Here is a 23535-nt window from a genome sequence, read left to right on the forward strand (position 1 = left end):
CGTGCCTCCCTCGCCGGCGGGGCCGAAAGATCGGGGCTCCGCCCCGGACCCCGCGCCTCAAACGCCGGCGGGGCTGGATGTGCCCGGCCAGGCCGCAATGGCCAGGCGAGGCTGGATGTGCCCGACCGCCAAAGATCGGGGCTCCGCCCCGGACCCCGCGCCTCAATCGCCGGCGGGGCTGGATGTGCCCGGCCAGGCCGCAATGGCCAGGCGAGGCTGGATGTGCCCGACCGCCAAAGATCGGGGCTCCGCCCCGGACCCCGCGCCTCAAACGCCGGCGGGGCTGGATTTTGCCCGGCCAGGCCGGATTGGCCCGGCGGGGGTGGATTGTGCCTGTACCGGAATCAACCGCAACGGAGAGCCGCCCATGACAGCCGCGTCGCCGCCGGAAGTGCTCCGCGCGCCCCTCATCGTCGAGTTCCCCTTCACCCGGTCCCTCGGTCCCGTCCAGAGCGCCTTCCTCACCGGGCTGCGCGAAGGCGTCGTCCTCGGGGTGAAGACCTCCGGCGGCAAGGTGGTGGTCCCGCCCGTCGAGTACGACCCCGTCACCGCCGAGGAGGTCCGCGAGCTCGTCGAGGTCGCCGCCACCGGCACCGTCACCACCTGGGCGTGGAACGGCCGGCCCCGCCCCCACCAGCCGCTGGACACCCCCTTCGCCTGGGTGCTGGTCAAGTTCGACGGCGCGGACACCGCGCTCCTGCACGCCCTCGACGTCCCCGGACCGGAAGCCGTCCGCACCGGCATGCGGGTGCGCGTGCGATGGGCCGCCGACCGTACCGGCGCCATCACCGACATCGCCTGCTTCGAACCGTACGAGGGCCCCGCGGGCGCCGAGGCCGTCCCGCACGACGGGGTCTTCGCCGACGCCGTCACCGGCATCGTCGCCGAGGCCCGCCTCGACTACGTCTACAGTCCCGGCCGCGCCCAGACCGCGTACATCAACGCCCTCTCCGAGCGGCGGACCGTCGGCGAGCGCTGCCCCTCCTGCCACAAGGTGTACGTGCCCCCGCGCGGCGCGTGCCCCACCTGCGGGGTGGCCACCACCGACCAGGTCGAGGTCGGCCCGGCGGGCACGGTCACCACGTACTGCATCGTCAACATCAAGGCCAGGAACCTCGACATCGAGGTCCCGTACGTCTACGCCCACATCGCCCTCGACGGCGCCGGCCTCGCCCTCCACGGCCGGATCGGCGGCATCCCGTACGACCAGGTCCGCATGGGCCTGCGCGTCGAGCCCGTCTGGACCGAGGGCGGCCGCCACCCCGACCACTACCGCCCCACCGGCGAGCCGGACGCGGACTACGACGCGTACAAGGAGCTCATCTGATGGCCCGATACGCACGCGAGGTCGCGGTGGTCGCCTTCGCGCAGAGCGACCACCTGCGCCGCACCGACGAACTCAGCGAAGTCGAGATGGTCATGCCGGTGCTGCACCAGGTGCTCGCCGCGACCGGACTGAAGGCCGGCGAGATCGGCTTCACCTGTTCCGGCTCCAGCGACTACCTGGCCGGCCGGGCCTTCTCCTTCACCATGACCCTCGACGGGGTCGGCGCCTGGCCGCCGATCTCCGAGTCGCACGTCGAGATGGACGGCGCCTGGGCCCTGTACGAGGCCTGGGTCAAGATCCAGACCGGTGAGGCCGACACCGCGCTCGTCTACGCGTACGGGAAGTCCTCGCCCGGTTCGGTACGCGACGTACTGACGCGCCAGCTCGACCCGTACTACCTCGCCCCGCTCTGGCCCGACTCGGTGGCCCTGGCCGCCCTCCAGGCCCAGGCCCTGATCGACGCGGGCGAGACCGACGAGCGCGCCCTGGCCGCCATCGGAGCGCGCAGCCGCGCCGCCGCCGAGGCGAACCCGCACGCCCAGCTCCGCGGCGCCGTCCCGCAGGGCGACTACCAGGTCCGGCCGCTGCGCACCTGGGACTGCCCGCCCATCGGCGACGGCGTGGCCGCGGTGATCCTGGCCGCCGGCGACCTCGCGCGGCAGCTGTGCGAACGCCCCGCCTGGATCACCGGCATCGACCACCGCATCGAGGCCCACGGCCTGGGCCTGCGCGACCTCACCGACTCCCCGTCCACCCGGATCGCCGCCGAGCACGCGGGCGTCTTCGAAGCCCCGGTGGACACGGCGGAACTGCACGCGCCGTTCTCCTCCCAGGAGGTCGTGCTGCGCAAGGCGCTCGGCCTCGGCGACGGCGACGGCGTGGCCGTCAACCCGTCCGGGGGAGCGCTCGCCGCGAACCCGGTCATGGCCGCCGGCCTGATCCGCATCGGCGAGGCGGCCGCCCGGATCCACCGAGGCGAGTCCGACCGGGCCGTCGCCCACGCCACCTCCGGCCCCTGCCTCCAGCAGAACCTGGTCGCCGTCCTGGAAGGGGACCGAGCATGAGCAAGGAGCCAGTTGCCGTCGTCGGCATCGGCCAGACCAAGCACGTGGCCGCCCGCCACGACGTGTCCATCGCCGGACTCGTCCGGGAGGCGGCGGTCCGCGCCCTCGCGGACGCCGAGCTGACCTGGGCCGACATCGACGCGGTCGTCATCGGCAAGGCCCCCGACTTCTTCGAGGGGGTGATGATGCCGGAGCTGTACCTGGCGGACGCGCTCGGCGCCGTCGGCAAGCCGATGCTGCGCGTGCACACGGCGGGCTCGGTCGGCGGCTCCACCGCCCTGGTCGCCTCGAACCTGGTCGCGGCCCGCGTCCACCGCACGGTCCTGACCCTCGCCTTCGAGAAGCAGTCCGAATCCAACGCCATGTGGGGCCTGTCGCTCCCCGTCCCCTTCCAGCAGCCGCTGCTCGCCGGCGCTGGCGGATTCTTCGCCCCGCACGTGCGCGCGTACATGCGGCGCACGGGCGCGCCGGACACGGTGGGCTCGCTGGTGGCGTACAAGGACCGGCGCAACGCGCTGAAGAACCCCTACGCACACCTGCACGAGCACGACATCACCCTGGAGAAGGTCCAGGCCTCGCCGATGCTCTGGGATCCGATCCGCTACTCCGAGACCTGCCCCTCCTCGGACGGCGCGTGCGCGATGATCCTCACCGACCGGGTGGGCGCGGCCCGTTCGCCGAAGCCGCCCGCCTGGGTGCACGGCGGGGCGATGCGCAGCGAACCCACCCTCTTCGCGGGCAAGGACTTCGTCTCGCCACAGGCCGGCAAGGACTGCGCGGCCGACGTCTACCGGCAGGCGGGAATCAACGACCCGCGACGGGAGATCGACGCCGTGGAGATGTACGTGCCCTTCTCCTGGTACGAGCCGATGTGGCTGGAGAACCTCGGCTTCGCCGCGGAGGGCGAGGGATGGAAGCTCACCGAGGCCGGGGTCACCGAACTCGACGGGGACCTCCCGGTCAACCCGTCCGGCGGGGTGCTCTCCACCAACCCGATCGGCGCCTCCGGCATGATCCGCTTCGCGGAGGCGGCCCTGCAGGTGCGCGGCCAGGCCGGGGAACACCAGGTTCCGGGAGCCTGCCGGGCGCTGGGGCACGCGTACGGCGGCGGCGCCCAGTTCTTCGCGATGTGGCTGGTGGGGGCCGAGGTGCCCGCCTCCTGACCGCGTGCCCGGCCGGCGACGGAGGGGCCGGCCGGGGGGCCGCACAGGCCACGGGTGACTCACCGTGGCCTGTGCGGCACGCGCTGCGGTGGTTAACCTTGCCCCCGGACGACGTACCGGGAGGAGCACGCACGTGGCCGAGAGCATGACTTCACAGCCCCTCGCTGGCTGGGGGAAGCCGGACCTCGATCTCACCGAGGCGGACTGGCAGTCGAGCAGCCGGGGAGCGGGTGACGTCCAGATCGCCTTCGTCGAGGGCTTCATCGCCATGCGCAACAGCGAGCGCCCCGAGAGCCCTTCGCTGATCTTCACCCCCGACGAGTGGCACAAGTTCGTGCTGAACGCCCGGGGCGGGGAGTTCGACCTGACCTAGGACGGCCCGCGGCCGGCTGTACGCGGCGCACCACCGGGCGCGGCCCCGCCGCCCCGGTGGCCGCCGGCCGGAAAGACGGCCCTGAGGGTGGCGCACCGCCTAGGGTGGCGCACCGCCTAGGGTGGCGGCATGAGCGGCGAGAACGACCTGCGCGTACTCCTGAGCGGCATGCGGCCCGAGCTGAACGAGGGGCGGTACGTCTTCTGCACCGTCCCCGGCAGCACCGTCCCCGCCGGGACCGCGCCCGTGGCCACCGTCCTGGAGCGCGAGGGCCTCACCCTGGTGCTGCGTCAGGAGGACGCCGACGCGGCCGGCCTCGCCTACGACTACACGGCCGGCTGGATCACCCTGCGGATCCACTCCGCCCTCGACGCCGTCGGCCTCACCGCGGCCTTCGCCACCGAACTCGGCGCACACGGCCTGAGCTGCAACGTCATCGCCGGCTACCACCACGACCACCTCTTCGTGGACGCCGACCGGGCCGCCGAGGCCGTGGCCGTCCTGGAGGACCTCGCGGCACGGTCCGCCCGGGACGGACACGCCTGACGAAGACGCCGGAGAGGCCACCGGAAGGGCGCCGGAAGCACACCGGAAGCGCAGTGGAAAAGACGCCGGAAAAGACTCCGGAACGGACACCGGTAAAGAAGATCGGATTCTTTCCCGACAGTGGGATCCCCCGCGATGTGCGCGGGCGTACGCTGATCCCCCGAACAGGCCTGGGGGGTACCAGCCATGACGGACCGCCGTACCCGCAAACGGCGCACCTTGGTCGAACGCGAGACCGAACTCGCCATCGTCGACGAGGCCCTGGACCAGCTCACCGGTCCCGGGCCGGACGCGGGCGGCGCGCTGCTCGCCTTCTCCGGCCCCGCCGGCCTCGGCAAGACCACCCTGCTCGCCGAGCTGCGCCGCCGCGCCCACGCCCGCTCCTGCACCGTCCTCGCCGCCCGCGGCGGCGAACAGGAGCAGAGGCAGCCCTTCCACGTCGCCCGCCAGCTCATCCAGCCCCAGCTGGCCGGCACCTCCGAGCAGGAGCTGCGCGCCGCCCTCGGGAGCTGGTACTCGATCGTCGGCCCCGCCCTCGGACTCTGCGCCCCCGAACAGGGCGCCCCGCCCGACCCCCAGGGCCTGCGCGACGGACTCGACTGGGTCCTCACCCACCTCGTCGTGAAACGCGCCCCCGTCACCCTCGTCCTCGACGACGCCCACTGGGCCGACCCCGAGTCCCTCGGCTGGCTCGCCGCCTTCGCCCCGCGCGCCGAACACCTCCCCCTGCTGCTCGTCGTCGCCTACCGCCCCGACGAACTGCCCGCGGACGCCGACGCCTTCCGTACGCTGCCGGGCCGGGCGGGACAGCGCCCGCTGCCCCTCGCGCCGCTCACCCCGGCCGCCGTCGCCGCGCTGGTCCGCGAGGCCCTCGGCGACCACGCCGAGGACGCCTTCTGCCGGGAGGCCTGGGCCGTCACCACCGGCAACCCCTTCGAGGCCGTCGAACTCACCGCCAAGGTCCGGGAGAAGGGACTGCCCCCGGTCGAGGCGAACGCCCCGCTGCTGCGCGACCTCGCCGCCGCCCAGCGCGGCAGCGGCCTCGTGGCCCGCCTCGAACGCCTCGGCCCCTCCACCGTCCGCTTCGCCTGGGCCTGCGCCGTCCTCGGCACCGCCATCCCGCAGGACCTCGCCGCGCGGGTCGCCGCCCTCGGCGCCGAGGAGGGTGTGGACGCCACCAGGCGGCTGCGGGACGCCCGCATCCTGTCGGCCGCCGGGTCCTCGACGGCGCAGGAACCCGTGACCGGGCCGGCGCAGGAACCCGAGACCGGGCTGGAGTTCGTCCACCCGCTCATCGCCACCGCCATCTACCGCGCCATCCCCGACGCGCTGCGGGTCGCCCTGCACGGCAAGGCCGCGGCCGCCGTCGTCGACGCCGGACTCGGCCCCTCCGCCGCCGCCCGCCACCTGCTGGAGACCCACCCCGAGAACGACCCCTGGGTGGTGCGCATCCTGCGCGAGGCCGCCGGCGAGAACCTCCGGGCCGGCGCCCCCGAGGCCGCCCGCCGCCAGCTCGCCCGCGCCCTGCGCGAGCCCCCGGACTTCGACGAGCGCGCCGCCGTCCTGTACGAACTGGGCTGCGCCTCCCTGCTCACCGAGCCCGCCAACACCGTCAACCACCTGAGGGCCGCCCTCGCCGAACCTTTCGACGACCCCACCCTGCGCCAGGGCATCGTCATCCGGCTCGCCCAGGTCCTTGCACACAGCGACCGCCTCGCCGACGCCTCGGAATCCCTCGCGCGGGAGATCCCGTACACCCAGGACGTCCGGGCCCGGCTGCGCCTGCAGTCCGAGCAGTTCATGTGGGACGCCTTCAACGCCGCCGAGACCGACTCCCCGGCGCGCTCCCGGCGCCTCGCCCGGCTCGCCGACCGCCTCACCGGGCGCGACCTCACCGAGCGGTACGTCATCGGGCTGCGCGCCTGGGACGCCTGCCTGCGCGGAGAACCGGTGGACGTGGTGCTGCACCACGCCGGACGGGTACTGGAGCGGCCCTTCAGCTGGGCCTACGAGGACCGCGGCTTCGAGGTGCCGGTCCTGGTCGCGATGGCCTACATGTACGCCGACCGCCCCGGACGGGCGGAGGAGCTGTTCGAGACCGGCACCGCCGAGTTCGAGCGGATGGGCTGGCGCGGCGCGCACCTGTCCTTCGCGTACAGCCTGCGCGCCTACATCCGCTACCGGCGCGGGCGGCTCGTGGAGGCCGAGGAACTGGCGCGGGCCGGGCTGCGGCTCGCCGAACGCGTGGGACGGCGCACCCCCGTGCACTGGTACGCCATAGCCATCCTCCTGACCACGCTGCTCGCACGGGGACGCGTCGACGAGGCCTGGGAACTGGGACGCGAGCACGAGTACGGCCGGCCCTTCCCGGCGGCCGTGGTCTTCCCCGACTCCCAGACCGTGTACGCCCAACTGCTCGTCGCCCGCGGTGAGATGCGTGCGGCCGTCGCCGAACTGGAGGAGGTCGACCGGCGGCTGACCCCGCGCGGCATCCAGAACCCGGCCTGGTGCCCGTGGCAGCTGCTCCTGGCCCGCGCCGTGGCCGGGGAGGATCCGCAGCGGGCGCGCACACTGGCCGACGACGCCGTCCGGCGGGCCCGCTCCTTCGGCGCCCCGTCGGGCATCGGCCAGGCCCTGCGCGTGGCGGCCGAGGTCGCGGCCCCGCAGGACCGGGCCGTGCTGCTGCGGGAGGCGGTGGCCCTGCTGTCGCAGTCCCCGGCGGGACACGAACTGGCCCGCGCCCTGGCCGCGCTGGGCACCGAGCTGCGCGACGCGGACCTGCTGGAGCGGGCCGTGGTGACGGCCCGGGAATGCGGGGCCGACGGGCTGGTGGCCGAGACGGCCGACACCCTGCTGGGGCTGGGCGCCGGCCTGCCGGGCGGGCCGGACTGGCAGGACGGGCTGACGGAGGAGGAGCTCAAGGCGGCGCGGCGGGCGGCGGGCCAGGCCGTCCCGGACGGCTCCGCCCTGCCGGAACAGGGTCCGGACTGGGCCCTGTCCGCGGCGTGCCGCAAACTCGGCACCAACCTTCCGGGCCTCCCGGCCGTCCTGGACTCGTACGCGCCGTAGGCCGCCGGGGCACCGGTTCCGGAAGCCGGCGATGCCGTGCTCGCCGGTGCGCCAGTGCGGCGGTGCGGCGGTGTGGTGGTGCGTGATTCCGCCGGTCCGCCGGCCGCGCCGGAGGCGTTCGCCCGTAGCGCAAGGCGGGAGGTTCCGCCGTCCGGCGGGCAGGGTCAACCGTATGGATCACCTCCACCGGATGTCCCTCTTCCGGAGCGAGGCGGCGGCCTTTGAGAAGGCCGTCCGCCACGCCTTCGACCTCGGCGGGCCGGCCCCGCAGGTCCCCTCGTGCCCGGGCTGGTCGGTCTGCGACCTCGTCGGACACCTCGGGGGCGTGCACCGCTACCTGGTACACGTCCTGCGGGAGCGGCTCGCGACCCCGCCCGACCCCGCCGGCCTCGGGCTCCCGCAGGCCCCGGCCGACCCGGAGGCGCTGACCGAGTGGTTCGCCGAGGGCGCCCGGGAGCTGGGGGAGCTGCTGGGCGAGCTGGGGCCGGACACCCGGGTGTGGACCTGGTCGGACGAGCAGACCTCGGGCTTCTGGCTGCGGATGCAGCTGATCGAGCTGGCCGTCCACGCTGGGACGCGCAATCCGCGACCGGAACGCCCGCCCCGCTCGACCCGGCCCTCGCGGCGGACGCCGTCACCCAGACCTTCGAGGTGATGGCCCCGGCCCGCCGCTCCTGGCAGGCCGCCCCCGTCGGCCGGGGCGAGCGTTACCGCTTCCGGCGTACGGACGGGCCGGAATCCTGGACGGTGGTCTTCACACCGGACCGGGTCCTGCCGGAGCCCGGCTCCACCGCCCCCGCGGACGTCGAGGTCGCGGGCCCGGCCCCGGACCTCGCGCTCTTCCTCTGGCAACGTCTGCCCGCCACCGGCCTGCGGGTCACGGGCGACGCCGCCCTGCTCCCGTACTACTTCACGCTGGTCCCACCGGTCTGACCCGCCGGCCCGGCGCGCCCGCACGGCCGGCCCGGCGCGCCCGGCCGCGGCGGCCGCCGGGATGAGGGCCCCCGGGCCGGAAAAGCCGTGCGGCCACGTACCATGGCGGCATGTCCTTCCTCCGCCGCCACCGCGCCGCCACACCCGCCGGCCCGGACTTCGACGTCCTGGCCATGGACCCGGGGGACTGGCCTGGCAATCTCGGGGCCGGGCTGCTGCCCGCGCCCGACGGCAGCTGCCAGGGTGTCTTCCTCCGCTACGACCTGTTCGGCGGACGCGGCCCCGCGATGATCATCGGAAACCTCCCCGAGGGTTCCCCGGCCCGGGACCTCACCGAGGGCCAGGTGCCCTTCGAGGTGGCCCAGCTCCTCGACGCGCTGGAGAACGACGAGGACGTCGAGGTCACCGGCATCGAGGACTGCCCCGTCATGCAGGGTGACAACCTCCTCATCGTCCGGAAGGTCAAGCTGTCGGAGTCCCGCATCTCCTGCGTCCAGTTCGACCGCAGTGACAACGTGCTGGTCACCATCGCCAGCTGGGACCGCCCGATCACCGATGACCTCTACGCCCTCCTGAAGCCGCTCCCCGCCGAGCTCTTCCAGCAGGGCTAGGATCCAGGGCGTGCCCGGGCGCCGGCCGCTCGATCACGCGTCCGCGATGTCGTTCGCCGCCACGTAGCCGAACGTCATCGCGGGGCCGATCGTCGATCCGGCGCCCGCGTAGCTGTGCCCCATCACCGCGGCGCTGGCGTTGCCCGCCGCGTACAGGCCGCGGATCACCGAGCCGTCCTCCCGCAGGGCCCGGGCCCGCGCGTCCGTGACGATGCCGCCCTTCGTGCCGAGGTCCCCCGGGACGATCTTGAACGCGTAGAACGGCGGGGCCCAGATCGGTGCCAGGCACGAGTTCGGGTGCACGTTCGGGTCCGTGTAGTAGTGGTCGTACGCCGTGGCCCCCCGGTGGAAGTCGGAGTCGGTCCCGCTCCACGCCTGCGCGTTGAACCGGCCCAGGGTCGCCCGCAGCGCACCCGCCGGAACCCCGATCTGGCCGGCCAGCGCGTCCCACGTCCACGCCTTCTTCGCCGCGCCCGCCTGGTACCACGAGTCCGGGAAGGGGAGCGTCGGCAGGATGTCCTTGAACAGGTACTTGTTGCGGTAGTTCTGATCCACGATCAGCCACGCCGGGATGTGCGAGCCGGCCGCGCCCCGGTCCTTCTCGTACATCACGTGCACCACGTCGCCGTAGGGCGCCGCCTCGTTGACGAACCGCGCGCCGTTCGCGTTCACGATCAGCCCGCCCGGCAGGGTCCGCTCGGCGAGGCAGAAGTACGGCTCCCCGGGCAGCGGGATCGACGGACCCCACCAAGCGTCGTCCATCAGGGCCAGTGCCGCCCCGGCCCGCTGCCCCGCCCGGATCCCGTCGCCGGTGTTCTCCTTCGCGCCGACCGACCACTGCGTGCCGATCGGCTGCTGCTGGTACTGCGCCCGCATCGCCGCGTTGTGCTCGAACCCGCCCGAGCCGATGATCACCCCGCGCCGGGCCCGTACCGTGCCCCGTACGCCCTCCTTCTCCACCACGACCCCCGTCACGGGACCGTCCGCGCCACCCTCCCGGACCAGATCGACCAGCGGACTGTTCAGCCACACCGGCACCCCCGCCCGCTGCAGCCCGACGCGCAGCCCGGCCGCCAGGGACTGGCCCATCGTCAGCGGCTTCTCGCCGCGCAGTGCCGCCTTCGTGCCGCGCGCCAGGCACTCGGTCGACACGGCGAGCCCCTTGGCGCTGACCGCCGCGAGGTTCAGCCACTTGTAGTCCTGGCTGAAGACCACCATCCCGGCCGGTACCGGCATGTACGCGGGGTTCAGGCGGGCCAGTTCGGCGCCCAGTAGCCGGCCGTCGAGCTGGTCCGGCTCGATGGAGCGGCCGTTCGGCAGCCCGCCCGGCAGATTCGGGTAGTAGTCGCTGTACCCCTCCATGAAGCGGAACCCGAGCGGGCTGTTGGCCATCACGAAGTCCAGCATCCGGGGCCCGTTGGCGAGGAACGCGGCCTGGCGGTCGGCCGGAACCTCCGGCCCGACGACGGCCGCGAGGTACGTCGCCGCCTTCTGCGGGGTGTCCGGCACGCCCGCGCCCAGGATCACCGAATTGTTGGGGAGCCAGATGCCGGCCCCGGAACGTGCGGCCGATCCGCCGAAGGTGGGGGCCTTCTCGACCACCAGCACGCTCAGCCCCCGCCGGGCGGCGGTGAGCGCGGCGGTCATCCCGGCGGCCCCGGAACCGACCACGACGACGTCGTACTCGCCGAGCGGGGGCCCGTCCTGGGCGCTGTCGGCCCGCGCCGCGGCGGACGGGAGCACGGTGGCGGCAAGCATCCCGGCCCCGGTACCGGCGAGGACCGTACGTCTGGACGGGAGGGCGGCGGGGGAAGTGCGTGAAGCGCTTGCGGACATGGGCAGGCTCCAGCGGTGTGGGGAGGAGGGGAGTGACTCCAGCACGTCTGATGCTGAGTCAGAAAAGGTGTTCGGGGGATCATGTGATGTCAAGGCATCCGGCGTCCCCGGCTCCTGACCGCACCCCGCCTCAGCTCCGCCCCGCGCCCCGCGCCCACAGGCTCCAACGCCCCGCGCTTCCGGGCCCGCACGAGCGAAGTCCCGTGGCGGTGGGGGCCACGGGACTTCGCGTACGAGGGGACGGTCAGCGCGTGCCGACCGCCGCGCGGACCGCTCTGCGCGCCATCCCCGCATCGTCGTGCAGGCGGCGGAGCAGCAGCCGCTGCTCCTCACCGGAGGACAGGGCGCCCACCGGCAGCGGCTGGGTCGGGGCGGTCGCCAGCATCGAGCGCTGCACCGCCGTCTCGGACATCCGGATCTCCCGGGTCAGCACCAGCATCAGGTTGACCAGGAAGGCGTCCCGTGCGACCGGACCGGCCGACTGGGCGAGCCGGCTGATCTGGGCGCGGGCGGCCGGGGCGTCGCCCAGCACCGTCCACAGGGTGGCGAGGTCGTAGCCCGGCAGGTACCAGCCCGCGTGCTCCCAGTCGAGCAGCACCGGACCGGCGGGGGACAGCAGCAGGTTCGACAGGAGCGCGTCACCGTGGTTGAACTGCAGGGGCGTGCCCGACAGCTTCACTCCGTGCAGCAGCTTCTGCAGGTCGCCGAGGTCCCGGTCGGTCAGCAGGCCCAACTCGTAGTCGCGGGCGATCCGCCGCGCGTAGTTCATCGGGGTGCCGAACAGCTCCGACGGCGGCCGCCACTGGTTGACCCGGCACACCGCGCCCAGGGCCGCCCGCAGGTCGACCCGCGGCGGCGGTTCCACCGGGTGCCGCTGGAGGGCCGCGACCCGGCCGGCCATCCGCTCCACCACCAGCGTGCAGTTCTCGGGGTCGGCGGCGATCAGCCGCGGCACCCGGACCGGCGGGCGGTGCCGGACGAACGCCCGGTATGCCGCTATTTCGTGCCGGTAGCGCTCACGCCACTCCGGCGAGTGATCCAGTAACACCTTCGCGACGGCGGTCATCCGCCCGGTGGTCCCCACCAGGAGGACCGAGCGGCCGCTGCGCCGCAGTACCTGCACCGGCGCGAACTCGGGACAGATCCGCTGCACCGAGGCGAGGGCGGTGCGCAGTTGCGCGCCCTGCGGCCCCGAGAGGTCGATTCTTCCGCTGACGGGCTGAGACCCGGTACCCGGCATCCGCCGGGCCCGCACGGCGCCCTGCGCCGGGGCCGGCTGACGGCCGGGGTCGAGGTAGGGGCCGCCGCCCGCAGGGAGCGTGCGGTGCGACCGGACCGGTGCGGACACGGAGGACGTTGCTGCGTACATGGTGATACGGATCCCTTCGTGCGCCGACGAGTTGCGTACGCCGCCCCGCCGGATCCCGTGCTTCACCCTGGGGAGTTCCGCCGGTGACCGGGTCGGGGAGGCGCATTCCTACCTGACACCCGGCGCAAGGTGGCGAACCATCGGGCGTGCCCTGGCGAAGCCTGGCGAATAGTCGCTGGGCATCTGACGGCGGGCTACTGTCAACTCAGCCGAGAACCTGGGGGCTTGACGTGAGCAAAGGTCCAAACACCCGCTTGAACGACCTGTTCGGCCTGGCCGGCTGGTCGAAGGGCGAACTGGCGAGGATGGTAAACCGGCAGGCGGCGGCCATGGGCCACCCCCAGCTGGCCACCGACACCTCGCGGGTGCGGCGCTGGATCGACATGGGGGAGACCCCCCGCGAGCCGGTGCCCACGGTACTGGCAGCACTGTTCACCGAGCGGCTCGGTCGTGTCGTGACCATCGAGGACCTCGGGTTCGTACGGCAGCGGCGCACCTCAAGACGGCAGCCGGACGGGGCTCGCGAGAACCCCGACGGAATGCCCTGGGCGCCCGAACGCACAGCCGCGGTCCTCACCGAATTCACGGGAATGGACCTCATGCTCAACCGTCGCGGTCTGATGGGCGCGGGTGCCGTGCTCACCGCCGGCTCCGCTCTCAGCAACGCCATGTACGACTGGCTCCACACCGACCCCGCCGCAGCGAAGGAGGCCCGGCACTTCGGGGACGCCTTCCAGGGCGACCCGGCGGGCTACGACCGCTACGAGGCGGCCCCGATCGGCTCCCAGGAGATCGAGGCGCTGGAGCGCTCGGTCGAGGTCTTCCGGGCCTGGGACGCCTCCAGAGGCGGGGGACTCCAGCGCAAGGCCGTCGTCGGCCAGCTCAACGAGGTGGGCGGGATGCTCGCCTACCACCACCCCGACCACCTCCAGCGCCGGCTGTGGGGGGTGGCGGCCAACCTGGCGGTGCTCGCGGGCTGGATGTCCCACGACGTGGGCCTCGAACCCACGGCGCAGAAGTACTTCGTCATCGCCGCGCACGCGGCCCGCGAGGGGGGCGACCGTCCGCGCGCGGGCGAGGCCCTGTCCCGCGCCGCCCGCCAGATGGTCCACCTCGGCAAGCCGAACGAGGCCCTGGACCTGATGAAGCTCGCCCAGTCCGGCTCGGGCGAGCAGACCCTCCCGCGCACCCGCGCCATGCTGCACACCATCGAGGCCTGGGCGCAGGCCGCCATGGGCAAGGGCCAGGCCATGCGCCGCACCCTGGGCGAGGCGGAGGAGCTGTTCGTCTCCGACAAGGGCGACGTGCCGCCGCCGAGTTGGATGCAGCACTTCGACGAGGCCGACCTGCACGGCATGCAGGCCCTCGCGTACCGGACCCTGGCCGACCACGACGCCGCGGCGGCGCCGATCGCCGCGCGCCACGCCAGGGAGGCTTTGCGGCTGCGGGGCGAGGGCCACCAGCGCTCGCAGATCTTCGACTACATCTCCATGGCCTCGGCCTGCTTCATCGCCGACGAGCCGGAACAGGCCGACCGCTACGCGCGCCTCGCCCTGGTGTCGATGAACGAGACCTCCTCGCACCGCACCTGGGACCGGCTGCGCGAGATGTACCGGCTCACCGCCCAGTACTCCGGGTACGCCAGCATCGAGGACCTGCGCCAGGAGATCAAGCTGGCCCTCCCCGACACCCCGGCGCCGCGCGGTACGGGGGTGTAGTCCCGCGCCGGTACGTCGTGGACGCCTTGCGGTGCACGCCTTGCGCCTTGCACGGAGACGAGAAAGGCCGCGCCTTCCGGCGCGGCCCCGAAGCCCGTACGGCACTGCCCGTTACCCGCCGACCCGGGCGACGAGCACACAGGCGTCGTCCTCCCGCTCGCTCTCGCCGAACTCCTCGATCACGATCCGTACGCAGTCCTGCGCCGACCGCGCCGCCGAGAATCGCGGCGCCAGCGCCAGCAGCCGCTCGGTCCCGTCCGCCCGGCTGAACTCGATGCTGCGCGGCGTCAGTCCGTCCGTGTGGAGGACCAGCAGGTCGCCCACCTCGAGCCGTTCCTCGGCCTGCCCGTACGAGGCCCCGGAGGTCGCACCCAGCAGCACGCCCTCCGGCGGCACCAGGGAGCGGCCCGAGCCGCGGCGGAACAGCAGGGGGGCCGGGTGGCCGGCCTGCGCCCAGGACAGGACGCGGCGCGCGGGGTCGTAGCGGCAGCACACGGCCGAGCCGAGCGCGGGCTGTACGGAGGTCTCCAGGAGCTGGTTGAGCCAGCCCATCAGAGGGCCGGGCTCGATCCCGGCCATGGCCATGCCGCGCAGGGCGCCCAGCATCATCGCCATCCCCGAGGTGGCGGTCACCCCGTGCCCGGTCAGGTCGCCGACCGTCAGCAGCGAGCGTCCGTCGGGCAGTTCGAGGGCGTCGTACCAGTCGCCGCCGATCAGCGCGCTGGTCGCGGACGGCAGATAGTGGGCGGCCACGTCCAGCGTGCCCGCGCTGCTGTACGGGAACCGCAGGGAGCCGCGCCACGGGGGGAGCACGGCTTCCTGCAGCTCGACCGCCAGCCGGTGCTCGGTCTGCGCGATCTCCCGCTGGCGCTGCAGCGAGTCACGGGACTCGCGCACCGCTCGCTGGCTCCGGCGCAGCTCACTCACGTCCCGCAGGACGGCCCACATCGAGGCCGTACAGCCGTCGGAGTCGAGTACCGGCTCGCCCCTCATGTGCAGCGTCCGGACGCGGCCGTCGGCCCGGACGATGCGGAACTCGCCGTCGATCGGCTTGCCGTCCACCAGGCAGGCGGTGACCCACGCGGTGAGCAGCGGCTGGTCCTCGGAGAACAGGGTGGACCCCAGTTCGTCGAGGGGGAGCGCGCCGGTCTCGGGGGAGCGGCCGAAGATCTGGAACAGCTCGTCGGACCAACTGACCTCGTCGGTCAGCAGGTTCCACTCGGCGCTGCCGACGCGGGTCTGGGCCTCGGGCCCGGCTTCGGGGGCCGTCTGCGGGAACTCGATGGTCTCGGGCGCCGGAGGCAGGCCCTCTTTGAGCTGGTCGAGGTGCTCGCGGAGGTCGTCGAGGTGGTGGACGGCGAGATCGCACAGCGCGCGCTGCCAGCGGCCCTGGGCGTCGTCGTCGTCCACGACGGTGTCGCGGCGGACCGCGTCCACTTCGCCCCGCAGGCGCCGGGTCTGAGAGATCAGCGCGTCCACCGACCCCGGCTCGGGCGGTTGCGCGGGACGGTCCGCGAACAGGTGGGACGGCATGAGAACTCCGATACAGGCGCGGCACGGCCAAGTCTGAAGGAAGGACCGGTAACGACTGTTGCACAGGCAGCGACAGCGTGTAAGGCGTTTGGCAACATCCGCTATGTTCTTGCTTCTGGCATATACCGCAGGCCTGCGGTGGCATGTTTCGTGTGCGAACGAATTCGGTCAGAGGGGCTGCGGACGGCGAGTCCGGCACCTGCCGTTCGGTACCGGAACGCGGGGAAAACGGCGGCCGGAAACCGGCCGTCCGGGCGGCGTGGCTCGCATGTACGACCGATGTGTACGAGGCGGTCCCGCCACCGTGTTCGGACGCGCCCCGAATCAACGCGGCCCGCCCCGGTACCCCCGAACGGAGGACCCACGGCACCGATTCGACACCGAGCCCGGACTTCCCACCGCACCGGCGGGTCGCTACTCTACGTGCCGGTAATGAACCGGGGGAGGTCCGCGCGGGCGGACCCGCGCAGCGTGGGGACACGAGAACATGGCCGGCCAGAACCACGCCACCGGGCAGAACCAGGCCACCGGCCGGAACCACGCCACCGGGCAGAGCCGCCGGTCCTTCCTCACCTACCTCGTGGCGGCGCCGACCCTCGCCCTCGTCACCCGCGCCGGCGCCGACGCGCTCGCCCCGCAGAGCGCCCACGCCGTGGTGCCCTCCCTGCCGGCCATCGCCGACGTGATCGACCTCGGCGACCTGTTCATCCTGGCGGGCGCGCCCACCTCCGCCCTGCTGGCGCTCGCCGTGGAGGCGGACGGGACCATCCGTTTCCGGCTGCCGCGCGAGGAGGTCGGCCAGGGCCTCACCACCGCGGTGGCCATGCTGGTCGCGGAGGAACTCGACGCGCAACTGGCCGACGTACGCGTGGAGTTGGACGACGCACGGCCCGAGCTGCTCTTCAACCAGCTCACCGGCTCCTCCAACTCGATCCGCTCGCTCTACGGGCCGGTCCGCCAGTGCGCCGCCACCGCCCGGGCCCGCCTCGTCGCGGCCGCCGCCCGCCGCTGGAGCCTCTCCCCGACGTCGCTGACCACCGCGAACGGCGCCGTCCACGCCCCCGACGGCCGCACCGCCGACTACGGCGGCCTCGCCGCGGCCGCCGCCGACCCCGGCCTGGTCGTCCTCGGCGCCGGCCCCAAGAAGACGGCGAAGCACACCCTCGTGGGGAAGCCGACCAGCCGCATCGACGCCCGCGCCATGGTCACCGGTGCCCAGCAGTACACCCTCGACCTCGACGTGCCCGGCGCCAAGCCCTGCGTGGTGCGCCGCCCGCCCACCCTCGGCGGCGCCGTCCGCTCCGTCACCAACCTCGCCGCCGTCCGGGCCATGCCCGGGGTGCTGCACGTGGTGACCGTCCCGACCGGGGTCGCCGTCGTCGCCGAGACCTTCGGGCAGGCGATCGACGCCAAGTCGGCCCTCCAGGTCACCTGGGGCCCGGGCCCCGCCGACCAGCTCTCCGACGCCCAGATCCGCGCCAAGCTGCGCGCCGCGACCCCGCCGCTGCTGGTGCCACCGCTGCTGACCCCGTACGTGGACGCCGAGTTCGACTTCGCCTTCGTCAGCCACGCCCCGATGGAGACGAACTGCGCCATCGCCGACGTGCGGGACGACCGGGCCGAGATCTGGTCCGGCCTCAAGTCCCCGATCGTGGCCCGTCAGAGCATCGCCGCCGACCTCGGCCTCCCGCTGGACAAGGTCACGGTGCACGTGGTCCAGGCCGGCGGCTCCTTCGGCCGCCGGCTCTTCTTCGACGCGGCCCTGGAGGCCGCCCGGATCTCAAAGGCCTGCCGCCGCCCGGTCAAGCTGATGTGGACCCGCGTGGACGACACCCGGCACGGCCGGATGCGCCCCGCTACCCACCACAGGATCCGGGCCACCCACCTGCTGGGCGAGGTGCTCAGCTTCGAGCACCGCGTCGCCGCCGCTGAGACCGACTTCCGGCACGGGCTCGGCGAGATGATCACCGCGACCGCGGCGAGCCTGCCGCTCGGCATCGGCAACGCCACCCTGGCACAGACCCTGTTCCTGACCACGGTGAAGTCCCCGTACCACTTCGGGCTCACCACCCAGGCGCTGACCGAGGTGCCGACCGGCATCCCCACCGGATCCTGGCGCTCGGTCTACTCCGCCAACACCCGCGGAGCCGAGGAGATCGTGGTCGACGAACTCGCCGCCCGCACGGGCCGGGACCCGTACCGCTTCCGGCGCACCTTCCTGAAGACCGACGCCCAGCGCGCCGTACTCGACAAGGTGGCGACCGAGGGGAACTGGGGGCGGCCGATGGAGGCGGGCTGCGCGCAGGGCATCGCCTTCCACGAGGAGTACAAGTCCCGCACCGCCTGCCTCGTCGAGATCGACACCCGCGACCCGGAGCGCGCCCGCGTCACCAAGGCGGTCATCGCCGTGGACGTGGGCCTGCCGGTCAACCCGCGCGGACTGGAGGCCCAGATGATCGGCGGCCTCACCGACGCCATCTCCACCACGCTGCGCGCCGGCCTGCACCTGGACAAGGGGCTGCCGCTGGAGGGCAGTTACAGCCAGTTCCACTGGGCGCAGCAGCGTGACACCCCGCGCGACGTGCGGGTCTTCGTCCTGCCGGCGACCGGCGAGGACCCGGGCGGCGCGGGCGAGCTCGGCGTCCCCGCCGCGGTCGGCGCGATCGCCAACGCCTGGGCGCGGGCCACCGGTTCCAAGCCGCGCAGCTTCCCCCTCGACTTCGACGTCGACTTCACCCCCTACCCGCGCTAGTCCGCCGGATCCAGGAGTACGCCGTGCCCTCGCACACCTTCACCGTCAACGGGCAGAGCGTCACCGTGGACGCGCCCGACGACCTGCCCCTGCTGTGGGTGCTCCGCGACATGCTGGGCGTCCGCGGCCCCAAGTACGGCTGCGGGGTGGACGTCTGCAAGGCGTGCACCAGCCACCTCGACGGCGCCGACGTCCGCCCGTGCGTGGTGCCCGTCTCCGCGTGCGCGGGGAAGGCGGTGACCACCATCGAGGGGCTGGCGAACGGGGACGAGCTGCACCCCGTGCAGGAGGCCTGGCTCGAACAGGACGTCGCCCAGTGCGGCTTCTGCCAGCCCGGCCAGATCATGGCCGCCGTCGCGCTGCTCAAGCGGACCGCCGAGCCCACGGACGAGGACATCGACGCCATCGCCAACATCTGCCGCTGCGGCACCTACTTCCGCATCCGGGAGGCCATCCGCAGCGCGGCGCGCAAGATGTGAGCGGCGGCGGGATCCCGGTGCCTCCCCCGTGGGCACCGGGATCCCGCCGCTGTGGCCAAACCTATGCGGCCGGCCGTCCGTGCGCAGGGTTCGCCGTGCCCAGTGACCCGGCGAGACGGGTATCACAGCGCACAGTGTGCGGCCGGTGGTTGAATGCGGCCGTGTCCCGGTCCGACGACGTCCTCAGGCTCCACCGGCTCGCCCACGCCGGGGGATCGGCCGCGCTGCTGGAGTGGCTCGCGGCCCGGCTCGGCGGATGGGCCGGGGTGGTGGACGCCGAGGAGGGCAAGGGGCCGCGGAGCGCCGTGCGCGGCGTCGCCGAGATGAACGCCCGCGGCGTCCGGTCGGCCGTCCTGCACGGTTCCGGCTCCGCCACGCTGCTGTTCGCACTGGACGGCGGCCGCGCCCTGGCCGCCGTACTGGAACAGCCGCACGATCCCGGCGCGCCCACCCTGCTCGCGGACGCCGCCGTACCGCTGGCCCTGGTCCTGCGCGCCGAGGAGGCCGTACGGCGCGAGGAGCGGGCCGCGCTCGCCGAATCGCGGGCCCGCGAGGCGGTGCTGCACCTGCTGATGAACGGCCGGCTCTCCATCGCCCACCAGATCGCCGAGGCGCTGGGGCCCGCTCTGCCCGAGCCGATGCGGATGTACGTCGTCGAATGCCGGACCGGTCAGCGCGCCGAAGTGGCGCGGCGGTGCCGGGAGCTGACGGCGGGCCGGGCCTGGATCGTGCGCTGCCCGGTCTACGTACGCCACCTCATCGTGCTCGTCCCGGCCGGCCCGGCGGCGGTGTCCGCCGACCACGACCCCCTCGCCGGGGCGCTGGTGCAGGTGGCCCCGGACTGCACGGTCGGCGTCAGCGGGGAGATGCACCTGCGCGAGGCCCCGGCCGCCTACACCCAGGCCTTCCACGCGCTGACGGTCGCCCGGGGCCGGGGCGAGCGGCACGCCCGGTTCGGACCCGGCCCCGAGCTGGCGCTCGCCGCCCACGAGGCGGGGGCCGGCTGGGCCGAGGCCCTGCTCGCGCCCCTGCACGCACACCGGCCCCGGCGCCCCCAGGACCCCGGCGGGCAGGAACTGCGCGCCACCGCCCACGCCTGGCTGAACTTCACCTCGCACGCCACGCGGCTGCTGAAGATCCACCGCAACACCCTGTCCGCCAGGCTCCGCCTGGTCGAGGCGCTCCTCGGCCTGGACCTCGCACGCCTCGGGGACCAGGCGGCGCTTTCGCTGGCCCTGCGGCTGACCCCGGGTGCGCGGCGGGGCGAGGGCGCGGCCGCGGCGGCCGCCCCCGATCTCGACGCGGTGCTGCGCGATCCGCGCCTGACGGCCTGGGCCCGTACCCAACTGGACGGGCTGACCGGGCCGGACGCCCCGCCGGGAGCCCGCGACACGGTCCGCGTCTGGCTGGCGCACGACGCCCAACTCGTCCCGGCGGCCGCCGCGCTGGGCGTCTCCGTCCCCGGCGCCCGCAAGCGGCTGACCCGCGTCGAGGCGCTGCTGGAGCGCTCCCTGCTGCAGTCCCCGAGCGCCCGGCACGACCTGTGGCTGGCACACCGGGCGGAGCAGCTCGCCGAGTGACACAAGCCTCAAAAGGGATGATCGGCGAGTGAAATGGATGATCATGCCCAAATGAGGCGTATCAATGCGAAACGCGTGCTGGTCGGCGAACCCCTCGACACCGCGCGGCTGGGCGAGACCCTGCTGCCCAAACGACTCGCCCTGCCGATCTTCTGCAGTGACCCGCTCTCCTCGGTGGCCTACGCCACCGAGGAGATCCTGCTGATCCTGGCCCTCGGCGGCGTCGCACTGCTCCACCTCACCTGGTACGCCGCCTCCGCCATCGTCTTCCTGCTCGTCGTGGTCATCGCCTCGTACCGGCAGACCTGCCACGCCTACCCCGGCGGGGGCGGCGCCTACGTCGTCAGTTCGGAGAACCTCGGCCAGACCGCCGCACTCACCGCGGCGAGCGCCCTGCTCGTCGACTACGTGATGACCGTCGCGGTCTCCGTCGTCTCCGGCGTCTCCGCCATCACCTCCGCCGTTCCCGCGCTGAACGACCACGAAGTGGCCCTCTCCGTCGCCTTCGTGGTGCTGCTGACCCTGATGAACCTGCGCGGCGTACGGGAGTCGGGCCGGGTCTTCGCCATCCCCACCTACGGCTTCGTCCTCGTCATCTACCTCATGTTCGCCGTCGCCGCCGTGCGGATCGGGACCGGCGACACCATCCGCGCCGAGTCCGCCCACCTGCCGATCACCGCGGAAGGCACCTACACCGGGCTCGCCCTGGTGTTCCTCGCGATGCGCGCCTTCGCCTCCGGCTGCACCGCCCTCACCGGCGTCGAGGCGATCAGCAACGGCGTCCCCGCCTTCCGCAAGCCCAAGGCCAGGAACGCGGCGACCACGCTCGCCGCGATGGGCGTGCTCTCGGTGACGATGTTCATGGGCATCACCGTCCTCGCCATGTCCTACCAGGTGCACGTCGCGGCCGACCCGACCGAACTGGGCCTGCCGCCCGGCACCGCGACCTCCACCGCCCTCGCCCAGATCGGCCGCGCCACCTTCGGCAGCTGGCACTTCCTCTTCTACCTGCTCCAGGCCGTCACCGCGGGCGTGCTGATCCTCGCCGCGAACACCGCCTTCAACGGCTTCCCGATGCTCGCCTCGATCCTGGCCAGGGACCGGTACGCACCCCGCCAGCTCTCCAACCGCGGCGACCGGCTCGTCTACTCCAACGGCGTCGTCCTCCTCGCGCTCGCCGCCATCTCCCTCATCGTGGCCTTCGACGCCGAACTGACCCGCCTCATCCAGCTCTACATCATCGGCGTCTTCGTCTCCTTCACCCTCTCCCAGTCCGGCATGGTCCGGCACTGGAGGAGGGAGCTCGCCTCACCCGGCACCCCGCGCACGGAGCGCGTCCACATCCACCGCAGGCTCGCCATCAACGCGGTCGGCGCCACCCTGACCGCCCTGGTCCTGGTCATCGTCCTGCTCACCAAGTTCACGCACGGCGCCTGGCTGGTCGTCATCGCCATGCCGCTGCTCTTCCTCGGCATGAAGGGCGTGCGCCGCCACTACGACCAGGTCGCCCGGCAGGTAGCCGTCGGCCCCGACGCCACCCCGCGCAAGCCGGCCCGCCACCACGTCCTGGTCCTGGTCGCCGCCGTGCACGCCCCCACGCTCAAGGCCATCGGCTACGCACAGGGACTGCGCCCCGACACCCTGACGGCCGTGACCGTCGCTGCGGACGAGGGGGAGGCGACCCGGCTGCGCGAGACGTGGGCCGAGCACGACACGGGCCTCGCACTGAAGATCATCCACTCGCCCTACCGCGAGGTGGTGGGCCCGATCATGGCCCACATCGAGGAACTGGCCGCCGACTCCGCGACGGACATGCTGTCGGTGGTGATCCCCGAATTCGTCGTGGGCCACTGGTGGGAGCAGCCCCTGCACAACCAGAACGCCCTGCGGCTGAAGGCGCGCCTGCTGTTCACGCCGGGCGTCGCGGTGATCGACGTGCCGTACCTGCTGGAGTCGGCGAAGCCCGCGGAGCCGGCGCGGCAGGACGGGTAGCCGGCTGCGCGGCGCCCCGCTGGAGCACCGCCGCGTGCGCCAGCGCCAGTTCCACCACGTGCCGCGGGTCGGAGAGGGAGCGGCCGGTGAGCTGCTCCAGGCGGCGCAACCGGTTGGAGACGGTGTTGCGGTGGCAGTACAGCCGCTGCGCGGCGTACGTCGTCGAGCCCTGGCAGGTCAGCCAGGTGCCCAGGGTGGTCAGCAGCGTCCGCCGGTCCTCCGCGGGCAGCGCGAGCACCGGGCCCAGCACCACCTGGCGCAGCCGGCCCGCCAGTTCGGCCTGGGCCGCGACCAGCGCCGCGGGCAGCCGTTCGTCCAGCAGCGCGGTGCTCGGGCCGCCGGACTCGGGGGCGGTGCGCAGGGCCAGGGCGGCCAGCCGGTGCGCCCCGGCCAGCTCGGCCGGGGCCCCGACGACCGGGCTGACCCCGGCGCGCACCCCGAGCGGCGCGAGCAGGTCCCGTACGGACTCCAGCGGATGGTGTCCCAGCTCCACCAGGCCGGTCTCCCCGTCGGCGCGGATCCGCCACAGCACGCGCGGAGCGGACGGGGCGCCCGGTCGCTCGGGCGGGCCGGTGGTCGTGCCGGAGCCGCCGGAGGCCGCCACGATCACCGCGAAGCGGCCGCGTTCGGGCAGGCCGAGCCGGTCGGCGGCCTCCGAGGCCGTCGGCCCGTCCGTGGCGGCCGCGCCGTCCAGCAGGACGTCCAACAGGGCCGCGCGGCGCTCCCGGTCGCGGTCGGTGTGCGCGGCCTCCGTGCGGCGGTACGACTCCGTGACGGCGTCCGTCATCTGGTCCAGCACGTCCCACAACACGGTCGCGCTCGGCAGCAGCCGGGGCAGCGCCGCCCGGTCGTGCGCGGCCACGGCCTCGGTGAGGGTGTGCCAGAGCAGCCGGCCGCCGTGGCGGTAGGTGCGCAGCAGGGAGGTGAGCGGCAGCCCCTGTTCGGCCCGGAGCGTGCCGGTGGCCCGGGCGTCGGCGAGCTCCACGGGGAGGCCGCGGGAGCTGCGGACCAGGCCGTCGACGGCCTGGCGGAGGTTGTGGTGGATCCGCTCGCGCAGCTCGGCCCGGCCGAGCAGGGCGGCGTAGGCGGGGTCCTCGGTCAGCGTCCGGTCGGCGAGCCGGTCCGCCGCCACGGCGATCCGGCGGGACAGGTCCTCGCGTATCTCCTCGATGATCCGCTCCATGACCCGC

General features: G+C 73.7%; 18 protein-coding genes. 14 read left to right on the plus strand and 4 right to left on the minus strand.

The window, feature by feature from the left end; all coding sequences use genetic code 11:
* The first annotated feature begins 367 nt into the window (after positions 1-367).
* The 9 genes from OG534_RS34365 (at position 368) to OG534_RS34405 (ending at position 9086) form a co-directional block, all read left to right on the plus strand.
* Positions 368-1327, plus strand: a complete 960-nt coding sequence (locus tag OG534_RS34365) for a Zn-ribbon domain-containing OB-fold protein (protein ID WP_326586520.1) — start codon at positions 368-370, stop codon at positions 1325-1327.
* Positions 1327-2391, plus strand: a complete 1065-nt coding sequence (locus OG534_RS34370) for a thiolase domain-containing protein (protein WP_326586519.1) — start codon at positions 1327-1329, stop codon at positions 2389-2391. The genes OG534_RS34365 and OG534_RS34370 overlap by 1 nt, the downstream gene beginning before the upstream one ends.
* Positions 2388-3554 (plus strand): thiolase domain-containing protein, encoded by a 1167-nt coding sequence (locus tag OG534_RS34375; protein ID WP_326586518.1) that lies wholly within the window; start codon positions 2388-2390, stop codon positions 3552-3554. The genes OG534_RS34370 and OG534_RS34375 overlap by 4 nt, the downstream gene beginning before the upstream one ends.
* A gap of 145 nt (positions 3555-3699) precedes the next feature.
* A complete protein-coding gene (locus OG534_RS34380) occupies positions 3700-3927 on the plus strand; it encodes a DUF397 domain-containing protein (protein WP_374778183.1) in 228 nt (75 codons plus the stop codon).
* Between the two features lie 129 nt (positions 3928-4056).
* A complete protein-coding gene (locus OG534_RS34385) occupies positions 4057-4473 on the plus strand; it encodes an ACT domain-containing protein (protein WP_326586517.1) in 417 nt (138 codons plus the stop codon).
* 186 nt (positions 4474-4659) lie between these two features.
* Positions 4660-7542 (plus strand): ATP-binding protein, encoded by a 2883-nt coding sequence (locus OG534_RS34390; protein ID WP_326586516.1) that lies wholly within the window; start codon positions 4660-4662, stop codon positions 7540-7542.
* Positions 7543-7714: 172 nt separating this feature from the next.
* Positions 7715-8197, plus strand: a complete 483-nt coding sequence (locus tag OG534_RS34395) for a maleylpyruvate isomerase N-terminal domain-containing protein (protein ID WP_326586515.1) — start codon at positions 7715-7717, stop codon at positions 8195-8197.
* Positions 8197-8475, plus strand: a complete 279-nt coding sequence (locus OG534_RS34400) for a hypothetical protein (protein WP_326586514.1) — start codon at positions 8197-8199, stop codon at positions 8473-8475. The genes OG534_RS34395 and OG534_RS34400 overlap by 1 nt, the downstream gene beginning before the upstream one ends.
* Before the next feature lie 110 nt (positions 8476-8585).
* Entirely contained in the window at positions 8586-9086 is a 501-nt protein-coding gene (locus OG534_RS34405; protein WP_326586513.1) for a hypothetical protein, read from the plus strand.
* A gap of 33 nt (positions 9087-9119) precedes the next feature.
* Here OG534_RS34405 and kstD read toward each other — a convergent pair whose 3' ends face one another.
* Both kstD and OG534_RS34415 read right to left on the minus strand, forming a co-directional pair.
* Positions 9120-10922 (minus strand): 3-oxosteroid 1-dehydrogenase, encoded by a 1803-nt coding sequence (kstD, locus tag OG534_RS34410; protein ID WP_326586512.1) that lies wholly within the window; start codon positions 10920-10922, stop codon positions 9120-9122.
* Between the two features lie 244 nt (positions 10923-11166).
* The gene (locus tag OG534_RS34415) at positions 11167-12291 is read right to left on the minus strand and encodes an aminoglycoside phosphotransferase family protein (RefSeq protein ID WP_326586511.1); all 1125 of its coding nucleotides are present in this window, start codon (positions 12289-12291) and stop codon (positions 11167-11169) included.
* A 230-nt stretch (positions 12292-12521) separates the two neighbouring features.
* Between OG534_RS34415 and OG534_RS34420 the strand changes: the two genes are divergently transcribed.
* Entirely contained in the window at positions 12522-14009 is a 1488-nt protein-coding gene (locus OG534_RS34420; protein WP_326586510.1) for a DNA-binding protein NsdB, read from the plus strand.
* Between the two features lie 111 nt (positions 14010-14120).
* On the opposite strand, the gene OG534_RS34425 is transcribed toward OG534_RS34420, so the two are convergent.
* A complete protein-coding gene (locus OG534_RS34425) occupies positions 14121-15542 on the minus strand; it encodes a PP2C family protein-serine/threonine phosphatase (protein ID WP_326586509.1) in 1422 nt (473 codons plus the stop codon).
* 487 nt (positions 15543-16029) lie between these two features.
* On the opposite strand from OG534_RS34425, the gene OG534_RS34430 reads away from it, so the two are divergent.
* The 4 genes from OG534_RS34430 to OG534_RS34445 all read left to right on the plus strand — a co-directional run bounded on the left by OG534_RS34430 (position 16030) and on the right by OG534_RS34445 (position 22345).
* A complete protein-coding gene (locus OG534_RS34430; protein WP_326586508.1) occupies positions 16030-18294 on the plus strand; it encodes a xanthine dehydrogenase family protein molybdopterin-binding subunit in 2265 nt (754 codons plus the stop codon).
* Positions 18295-18317: 23 nt separating this feature from the next.
* Positions 18318-18773, plus strand: coding sequence for a (2Fe-2S)-binding protein (locus OG534_RS34435; RefSeq protein ID WP_326586507.1), 456 nt, complete (start codon positions 18318-18320; stop codon positions 18771-18773).
* A gap of 161 nt (positions 18774-18934) precedes the next feature.
* The gene (locus tag OG534_RS34440; RefSeq protein WP_326586506.1) at positions 18935-20353 is read left to right on the plus strand and encodes a PucR family transcriptional regulator; all 1419 of its coding nucleotides are present in this window, start codon (positions 18935-18937) and stop codon (positions 20351-20353) included.
* 51 nt (positions 20354-20404) lie between these two features.
* Positions 20405-22345: an APC family permease gene (locus tag OG534_RS34445; RefSeq protein WP_326586505.1), complete on the plus strand. Its 1941-nt coding sequence runs from the start codon at positions 20405-20407 to the stop codon at positions 22343-22345.
* On the opposite strand, the gene OG534_RS34450 is transcribed toward OG534_RS34445, so the two are convergent.
* Complete coding sequence (locus tag OG534_RS34450) at positions 22263-23528, minus strand: PucR family transcriptional regulator (protein ID WP_326586504.1); 1266 nt, start codon at positions 23526-23528, stop codon at positions 22263-22265. The genes OG534_RS34445 and OG534_RS34450 overlap by 83 nt on opposite strands.
* Between the last annotated feature and the right edge of the window lie 7 nt (positions 23529-23535).

It is taken from the genome of Streptomyces sp. NBC_01294, assembly GCF_035917235.1.
In the GTDB taxonomy this organism is placed as follows: Bacteria; Actinomycetota; Actinomycetes; order Streptomycetales; family Streptomycetaceae; genus Streptomyces; species Streptomyces caledonius.

Excerpts from the sequence above, each read along its gene's own strand:
- OG534_RS34400 (WP_326586514.1), top strand. The coding sequence starts at position 8,197 with ATGGCCCCGGCCCGCCGCTCCTGGCAGGCCGCCCCCGTCGGCCGGGGC.
- OG534_RS34390 (WP_326586516.1), top strand. The coding sequence starts at position 4,660 with ATGACGGACCGCCGTACCCGCAAACGGCGCACCTTGGTCGAACGCGAG.
- OG534_RS34395 (WP_326586515.1), top strand. The coding sequence starts at position 7,715 with ATGGATCACCTCCACCGGATGTCCCTCTTCCGGAGCGAGGCGGCGGCC.
- OG534_RS34405 (WP_326586513.1), top strand. The coding sequence starts at position 8,586 with ATGTCCTTCCTCCGCCGCCACCGCGCCGCCACACCCGCCGGCCCGGAC.
- OG534_RS34385 (WP_326586517.1), top strand. The coding sequence starts at position 4,057 with ATGAGCGGCGAGAACGACCTGCGCGTACTCCTGAGCGGCATGCGGCCC.
- OG534_RS34415 (WP_326586511.1), bottom strand. The coding sequence starts at position 12,291 with ATGTACGCAGCAACGTCCTCCGTGTCCGCACCGGTCCGGTCGCACCGC.
- OG534_RS34430 (WP_326586508.1), top strand. The coding sequence starts at position 16,030 with ATGGCCGGCCAGAACCACGCCACCGGGCAGAACCAGGCCACCGGCCGG.
- kstD (WP_326586512.1), bottom strand. The coding sequence starts at position 10,922 with ATGTCCGCAAGCGCTTCACGCACTTCCCCCGCCGCCCTCCCGTCCAGA.
- OG534_RS34365 (WP_326586520.1), top strand. The coding sequence starts at position 368 with ATGACAGCCGCGTCGCCGCCGGAAGTGCTCCGCGCGCCCCTCATCGTC.
- OG534_RS34450 (WP_326586504.1), bottom strand. The coding sequence starts at position 23,528 with ATGGAGCGGATCATCGAGGAGATACGCGAGGACCTGTCCCGCCGGATC.
- OG534_RS34370 (WP_326586519.1), top strand. The coding sequence starts at position 1,327 with ATGGCCCGATACGCACGCGAGGTCGCGGTGGTCGCCTTCGCGCAGAGC.
- OG534_RS34425 (WP_326586509.1), bottom strand. The coding sequence starts at position 15,542 with ATGCCGTCCCACCTGTTCGCGGACCGTCCCGCGCAACCGCCCGAGCCG.
- OG534_RS34375 (WP_326586518.1), top strand. The coding sequence starts at position 2,388 with ATGAGCAAGGAGCCAGTTGCCGTCGTCGGCATCGGCCAGACCAAGCAC.
- OG534_RS34380 (WP_374778183.1), top strand. The coding sequence starts at position 3,700 with ATGACTTCACAGCCCCTCGCTGGCTGGGGGAAGCCGGACCTCGATCTC.
- OG534_RS34445 (WP_326586505.1), top strand. The coding sequence starts at position 20,405 with ATGAGGCGTATCAATGCGAAACGCGTGCTGGTCGGCGAACCCCTCGAC.